This window comes from Methylocaldum sp. (assembly GCF_035627495.1).
Taxonomy (GTDB): Bacteria; Pseudomonadota; Gammaproteobacteria; order Methylococcales; family Methylococcaceae; genus Methylocaldum.
In genome coordinates, this window is the sequence record NZ_DASPLO010000110.1 from 1 (window position 1) to 6,612 (window position 6,612).

Below are 6,612 nucleotides of genomic sequence, written 5' to 3' on the forward strand. Positions count from 1 at the left end.
GATCGAATGCTTCTTTGGCAAAATCAAACACTTCCGAAGAATCTTTGCCCGCTTCGAAAAATTGCAGCGTAACTTCATGGGCTTTCTTCGCTTCGTCTCAGCACTCATCTGGTTGCGTTGAAATGTCAACAGAACCTAACCGTTGCCTGAATTCGTTCGGCACCCAGGAATGTCAAGTGGTAGGCAGCATTCAGGCCGACTGATTGGCCCCTTTGAAAAACCAGGGGTAGCCCATTCAGAAACGCCCGTATGGTTGTGGGCCGGAGGCTGTTGCCCACCCGTTTGGAGGACTTGTGCGGAAAGCGGCGGCCGACATGTTCCTCCGCATCGGAGCCGCCGATCACATAGACGGCTTCGGGACGTTCCTGTAGCGGGCGCACCACTTCTTTCACGTAGCGCCGGCGGTCATCGAGAAATGGCCTGATGACGTCCTCCCCGGCCGGACATACTGCCATGCAATAGGCCGCCTTGTAGTTCGCGCCGAAGGAAAGGCTTTGCCAAAGAGAAACCGTTTCGGCATCGGTGACTTTCTGTCGATACGCCCGGGCATTCTTGCTGTCGGCGACGGACGCCACCCAGTCGGTGAAGCCACCCATGAATTCGCGATAATTGTGGGTGTAGCAAGCGGAAAAATTGAATTGGCCGTCGTTGCCGATGGCGCCCACCGGACAAGCGGCGATACACAGCTTGCATTCCAGGCAAGGGTTATAGTCCCCGGGACGTGACTCTTCGTCCACCCGCGCATCCAGGATCACGGTGCCGAGCAGGATGAAGTTGCCGAATTTCGGATGGATGACGATGCGATGGATGCCCATCTGCCCCAAGCCCGCGGCCACGGCCACCGGCTTGTGGGAAACCACCCACATCTTGTCGGGCCAGCGTTCGGCCTCCATGGGAAATCCCACCGCGCCGCCGTTGATGGCGCGGATGCCTTTATGCTCCAGGGCGGTGACGATCCGCCGGGCCACCTCGTTGACTTCGTCGCCCGCATGATGGAATTCGAGATTGGCGATCGAGCGCGCGGGACTGCGCACGTTCTCCCGGTTCATGCGACAAACGAAACTCAGCAGGGTCTTCGCATGAGGGAAGATTTGCAGGATATCGTCTTTTTGATCTCGGATTTCCGCTCTTTCCATGCCGACGAAACCTACATCGTCGGCACCTGCTTCCAGGGCCAAGCGCCGCAGCCAGGCGGTTTCAAGAGTCTGCACGGCTTGGCTGTTCGCTCTCGCAGACAGAGTGGCCCGCAGTTGCGTGACGGTGGGATGATTTTGCAGAGGATTCATTCTTGCACCACTTCTTGTATATACACATATCTGTCAAAATTTTTTCGCCCGGATTTGTCAAAATCACTACGGCCACGGTCCCCGAATCAAGGTTTTCTGTCTCCGATCAGCAGGTTGTCTACGATCTATCCACGACCGGAGCGGAATGTTCTTTCCCTCGGTATAGTCCCACCACCGCCAGAAATACCGGGCTCGACAGCAGACGCACAAAGAGATCGCCGATACGAACCGACAGTGCATCCGCCCAATGCACCCAATTCGGCTGCCAGGGCAGAACGACCCGGGGCTGGTGCTCTCGTACCGCCCGGAGAATGGCCTGGGCACGTCATCGACGGACATCGGCTTCATCTTCCGGAAGGGCGCCGAATAGCGTTCGGGTCCACGCCGTCAAACAACGCGGTTTGCGTCAGCGACGGATGCAGCGTCGACACGCCAATACCGGTACTGCGCAATTCCTGCCGGAGCGCATCGGAGAAGGCGGCGATCGCATGCATGGCCGCCGAATACGCTCCGAAATCGGCTAACGCCTTGCGTCCCACTACGGAAGACAGGTTGACGATGTGGCCCCGGCCTTGGCGTCGCATGATCGGCAACACCGCACGCGCGGCGAACACCTTGCCAAAAAAGCTGGTCGCCAGCAGTTGCTGTGTGTCTTCGACAAAGCTTTTTCCCTCGACCGGCCCCACCGCAATACAACCGGCGTTGTTGATCAGCACATCGATCCTGCCGAACTCTCTATCGACGCGGGCAACTAGGGCCTCTACCTGTTGTTGCGACGACACATCCGTCGGAATCACGCGGACCTGTGGATTAAAGCGGCGAATGTCTTCTGCGACCGTTCAAGGGAAGTCTGCGAACGCGAAGCCAGAATCGTAATGGCGCCCTCGTGTGCGAACGCCAGCGCCGTAGCGCGACCGATGCCGCTCGATGCGCCGGTAATGACGACGACCTGTTCTCTAAAATGTGGGTTGCGGATCATCGTTGCATCCTCATGGTGTAGATACACGTATGTGGCGAAAAAAAATTTACTTTGCTTGTGTGGATTCGACCAGCTTTGTCAGTCCCTCCATCAACATCTGTAACCGGTCTTCGCTCAATGCCGCCTTGATGCGTGCCTGCGCTTGCTCCCAAAGCGGATACGCTTGTAACAGCACCGCGCGCCCTTCAGTGGTAATCGTCACCAGGCGGGTACGCCGATCTTCGCCGGAGGTGACATCGACGAAGCCTTGCTTTTCCAAAACCTCCAGATTCCGAGTCAAAGTCGTCCGATCCATGACAGCATTGTCGGCAAGTTGGGTCACCGAGATTGGTCCACTCATTTGCACGGCAACCAGAAGCGAATACTGAGTGCCCCGGATGCCTGTCGGGCGCAGCATCTCGTCGTAGAGCTGACTCACTGCACGAGTCGCCTTGCGGAGATTGAAGCCAGTACAAATTAGGCAACTCCGGAAATCCGGTACATCACTCGATCGAACAGGTTTTTGAGGCAATTTCTGGAGTCCTTTGCGATAAAATCATAAAAGGAGTATATGCACGTATATGTCCGTGTCAACATTTCCATGAAACTTTAGCTTGAGATCCATCGTGTACGCCTGCACCCACCGTCCGACGTGAAGAGCGTTTCCTCCGGCGGTAGTTACCGGTCACTTTCTTCAAAGCAGCCACCATCTTCAACCTGACATCTTGAAAGCAGCGTTATTGCTGGCTTGCGACCACTGAGCTTATGAAGATCCTTCAGTCGCTGGGTCAATAGAACTGCCTTGTTCACGGCAGTGATCGAGGGTAATACCGAGTGCGTCGGCGATCCCCTTCATGTCCGGCGCGATCAGGTCCGGCTTGGGCCCCAATGGCAGCAATGGGACACCATTGCGCGCTACAAATGCCGCTTTCCACCCGGCCCTCATCGCGCCGAATACGTCCCAAGCATGCGCGGCGATCAGCCGGAGCTCGCCCGGAGCAGCTCCAAGGTGCGTGGCGGCAGACCGGTATACAGCCTGATCGGGCTTGAACCGGCGCACCGAATCGACTGAGATCGACTCATCGAAATACTGGGCGAGTCCGGCATTTTGCAGTTGAGCTCTCACCGCCATCGAACTGAAGTTCGTCAGAGTGACCATGCGAAATCCAGCGGCCCGAAGCCGTTTGAGACTTTCGGGAACCTCGGGATGCGGGGGCAACGTGAGCACGCCCTGCTATATCTTCGTTTCATCCTCGGGTGATAACGGCACTCGCCTGGTCACGGCGAGCATTTCGAGTACCGCCCGTCCCACGGTTCCGAAATCGGTATAAGCATCCGCGACGTTGACCACCAGTGAGTATTGCAGAAGGAGGAAAAACCATTGATCCAGCGCCCGGCCGTCGCCGACTATGCGCTGGAAATGTGGGCGCAGCGCATTCAAGTCCAGCAGGGGCTCGTTGACATCAAACACCGGTATTGGCTGATTCTCTGCCCCGGGATTTCGCTGTGGCGCCGCGACACTACCCGATATTTTTCTGGCCTTATTGCCGGTATCCGCCTTCGTCGGCTGGCCAAACCCGGCGGTTAGCAGTGCAGCGAAAGAAGAGGCCACGGCAATGAATTTTCTCCTGCCGATAAACGTTTCCATTGATTTTCCTCACTTCGATATTCCTTGGTGTCAAACTACCGACCATTTCGTTTCCCCCGAAAGCCAGAGCGGGACACCCGTCCCGTAACGGCCAATTCCCGTCAACCACACAGCGCGTAGACTACTTTGCCATACCCTTTGCCGCATGGGCAAAGGGGGCGCCGATATTCGGCCAGCATGCAATTCTCCGGATGGGTGATTGGCGTTTACGCTAGTACGGGAACGAGCTGATGCCGGCGAAGGACATCCAGATAAACGTCCGGCTCCGGGCGGATGCGATAGTTGTCGGTCTCATGCGTCCACACCACCTGGCCGTTACGGTCGGTAACGATGACGGTGGGCAGTACGGTGTCGTTATCGTAACCGAACATCTGCATGCCCATGGGTGTGCCGTTCGGGTTTTCTATGCCCAGGGTACGGGCGGCGGCGTTGCCCGTGTCGGTCAGGAAGTCGAAGTTCACCTGGTACTTTTTCGCCAGCTCGACGGTGTTGTCGTGGGGTTGCGGAGAAATCAGGGCAACCCGGACACCGAGGGCAGTGAGGTCGCGATAGCGGGCAGCCAGTTCCTTGATCTGGGCCATGCACAAGGGGCACCAGTTGCCGCGATAAAACATCAGGATTGTTGGTTTGCCGGTCAACTGCGCGGTGGTCACGGACTCCCCGCTAGCGTGCTTGAGCATGAAATGGGGCAAGACGGCGCCCACTTGCAGTTTCGCACTCGGCTGGCGCCCACCAAAGGTGGAGAACCAGTAGGCGTACAATACAAAGCAAATCCAGGCACCAACCGCCAGGATCGGCGCGGTGATGCTTGTGCCCTGTCCATACCAGGACCACAGGGCGAGGCCGGCACCGATCGCGCCGAGCCAATTAACGAACGGAAAATGGGCGCTGGTGCGCGCTACGTTCTTGATCATCATGAGCCAGGTCACCACTACCAGGAGCGGGGCCGTGGTCAGCATTACGCCGATCCAGGCGGCAGGGTGTTCGCTCCGGTATAACATCCAACCGGCAAATCCGGTCACACCGATCAACAACATCATGTAGCTGCTGATGAACATCGACTTGAGCAGGTTCATATCGCCTCCCTATGGGGGAATGGGTTATGTTTCGTCACACCGGCCCCCGCCTTTCTGCGGGCCCAATCCGGTCGGTCAAAGAGGCATGTTGACTACTGTGTACGCCTACCTCATGACAGCACCAGATTAGTGGGGTCCGGCGGGCTGTTCCATGCCCGGAATTCCGGAAATCATGTGCGTTAGTTCGGGAGAACGACTTGGATGCTCTGACTGCACTGGCGAACGGTCTGAATCTGCGGGCGAGACTCGTCCATGCCGGTGGCGTTTGCGGAAAATGGCTGATGGATCACAACTCCGACCAGTCCATTTGGTTTCATCTACTCACCAAGGGCCAAGGCTGGGTGCACTCGCCCGCGTGGGAGACGCCGCTGGCGCTGGAGGATGGCGATCTAGTCCTGTTCCTGCCCCATGCCGCATGGCACTTTCTCTCCTATAGCAGGGACCATCTTCCCGTCGATCCAGCCGGGATGCGTGCCACCAGTTGGAAGGACGGAGAGAGTGCATTCGTGTGCGGGGAAATCGAACTCGGCATGCCGAAGTCCCTGTTGTGGCAGGCCTTGCCCGCGGAAATCGTCATCAGGAAGGCCGAGGCCGGCGAGATATTGGCGCGGCTGATCGAACTCATCGCCGGGGAATCGTCGAGTCGGCGCTTCGGCAGCGAGTCGGTGATCGAGCGCTTATGCGACAGTCTGTTCGTCCTGGTAGTGCGACACTGCATCGAAGCAAACCTGGTTCAGCAAGGTGTGTTCGCCGCGATGCAGGATCGCCGGCTGGCAACCGTGCTCGAACTGATTCATCGGGAACCGTGGAAACCGTGGACCATTGCCGAGCTTTGCTCCCGGGCGGGATTGTCGAAGACCGTGCTCTCCGGAAAATTTGCCGCACTGATCGGGGCTTCTCCGATCGAATACCTGACGAGCTGGCGCATGCAAATCGCGGCACGCTGGTTGAAGGAGTCCGGCATGTCCATCGAACGGGTGGCGGAACGTTGCGGCTATGACTCGGCGCCGGCGTTCAGCAAGGCCTTCAAACGTTCCCTCGGTGTTTCCCCCGGGACCTATCGGCGCGGTGCGAATGTAGAGTAAGTGCAAACGTGTTGATCTGCGCCGAATGTTGGCTCTTCCGCACTTTCCGTGGTTGGGGCGAGGCGCGTCGATGAGCGGTAGGGATTTTCGAGGGGGCCTGTCGATGGGAGGGCCGGGTTTTGGCCCCCTCCGGCCCTTCGTCGCATTCGCCGTGGGGACGAAGCGGCTTACACGCATTAGAGGCTAAGGGTTCCCTCCGCCACCGCCAGGATAGCGAACGGCACGAGTCAAGCGCCGTCAGACCGACGACAAGCACCCGCATTTTCAGAAGGTCGAAGCCGACCCGTCCGTACATCGAACGCTTGATGAATTTGAGCCGATTGACTTGGCCCTCGACTTGACCCTGGCTCCACGGGAAGCGACACGCGGCCTGAACCAGCCAGCGGTATTGTGTATTGACCCAGTGAAATTCTGCTCAGGTGTTAATCTTTGAGGAGTATTGCACATGAGTATGGTGATGGAAGAGGACATCAAACGTTGGACGGCCAAGCGGAAGAGTGCCTTGGTGCTGGAAATCCTCCGGGGCAAGACGACGGTTGCGGGGGCGAGTAGAACTTAT

Annotated in this window: 6 protein-coding genes and 1 pseudogene; 1 reads left to right on the forward strand and 6 read right to left on the reverse strand. The window is 57.8% G+C overall.

What is annotated here, in order from left to right:
• Positions 1-125 precede the first annotated feature (125 nt).
• The 6 genes and pseudogenes from VEB01_RS09285 to VEB01_RS09315 form a co-directional block, all read right to left on the reverse strand.
• Complete coding sequence (locus tag VEB01_RS09285) at positions 126-1,286, reverse strand: epoxyqueuosine reductase (protein WP_324874805.1); 1,161 nt, start codon at positions 1,284-1,286, stop codon at positions 126-128.
• A gap of 344 nt (positions 1,287-1,630) precedes the next feature.
• Positions 1,631-2,265: pseudogene (locus tag VEB01_RS09290) on the reverse strand (SDR family oxidoreductase).
• A 46-nt stretch (positions 2,266-2,311) separates the two neighbouring features.
• Positions 2,312-2,683, reverse strand: coding sequence for a MarR family winged helix-turn-helix transcriptional regulator (locus VEB01_RS09300; RefSeq protein WP_324874811.1), 372 nt, complete (start codon positions 2,681-2,683; stop codon positions 2,312-2,314).
• 324 nt (positions 2,684-3,007) lie between these two features.
• Entirely contained in the window at positions 3,008-3,472 is a 465-nt protein-coding gene (locus VEB01_RS09305; protein WP_324874812.1) for an HAD-IA family hydrolase, read from the reverse strand.
• Positions 3,473-3,478: 6 nt separating this feature from the next.
• The gene (locus tag VEB01_RS09310; protein ID WP_324874813.1) at positions 3,479-3,892 is read right to left on the reverse strand and encodes an HAD family hydrolase; all 414 of its coding nucleotides are present in this window, start codon (positions 3,890-3,892) and stop codon (positions 3,479-3,481) included.
• 206 nt (positions 3,893-4,098) lie between these two features.
• Positions 4,099-4,968 (reverse strand): peroxiredoxin family protein, encoded by an 870-nt coding sequence (locus VEB01_RS09315; protein ID WP_324874815.1) that lies wholly within the window; start codon positions 4,966-4,968, stop codon positions 4,099-4,101.
• A 197-nt stretch (positions 4,969-5,165) separates the two neighbouring features.
• Between VEB01_RS09315 and VEB01_RS09320 the strand changes: the two genes are divergently transcribed.
• Complete coding sequence (locus tag VEB01_RS09320; RefSeq protein WP_324874817.1) at positions 5,166-6,053, forward strand: AraC family transcriptional regulator; 888 nt, start codon at positions 5,166-5,168, stop codon at positions 6,051-6,053.
• Positions 6,054-6,612 lie beyond the last annotated feature (559 nt).

Bases quoted from the DNA above. Each gene is read 5' to 3' on its own strand.
- VEB01_RS09285 (WP_324874805.1), bottom strand. From the start codon at position 1,286: ATGAATCCTCTGCAAAATCATCCCACCGTCACGCAACTGCGGGCCACT.
- VEB01_RS09310 (WP_324874813.1), bottom strand. From the start codon at position 3,892: ATGGAAACGTTTATCGGCAGGAGAAAATTCATTGCCGTGGCCTCTTCT.
- VEB01_RS09315 (WP_324874815.1), bottom strand. From the start codon at position 4,968: ATGAACCTGCTCAAGTCGATGTTCATCAGCAGCTACATGATGTTGTTG.